This window comes from Rhizobium sp. FKY42 (assembly GCF_005222835.1).
GTDB lineage: Bacteria > Pseudomonadota > Alphaproteobacteria > Rhizobiales > Rhizobiaceae > Neorhizobium.
This window is the reverse complement of the sequence record NZ_STGA01000075.1, coordinates 19,265-19,704: the sequence shown is the minus strand read 5'-3', so window position 1 is coordinate 19,704 and position 440 is coordinate 19,265. Positions and strand designations below refer to the sequence as shown.

1 pseudogene is annotated in these 440 nt (G+C 58.2%); it reads left to right on the top strand.

From position 1 onward, the window contains the following. Positions 1 to 106: 106 nt before the first annotated feature. Positions 107 to 440, top strand: a pseudogene (locus E8M78_RS23690) (conjugal transfer protein TrbI); the annotation flags it as partial.

The window sequence follows — 440 nt, the reverse complement described above, 5'->3', positions numbered from 1 at the left end:
AAGTCCGCAAAGCGAGGAAGAATTCCGTACGACCACATTCCGTCCACCGAGCTTTGTCCGCAATGGAGAACCGGCACCTCCACCTTCCGAACAGCCGGTTGTGAAGTTGCCACCGCCGCCTCCACCTCCACCAGCACCGTCGATCGAAGTCACAACCTTCAATGTGCCACCGCCGCCGGATGTGGCGCAGCCACAGGGTCGTCCTTCACCAGTCGAAGAAATATTTCCGGATCGTTTCAAGTCGAAGCTTATCACACTCGACCAAAATCGAGACGGCAACAGCAATGGCTCGCTCAGTGGCACCACGAATGGCACCCCCTTGACCGTCGCCGGTGAAGACCGAAACAGCCAGTACCTCTCGTCAGCGAGCGCAATTGGTGACCGATCAGCCAAGGCGCGGAAGATTGAACGCATCGACGCCATGATCCCGGAGGGTACGT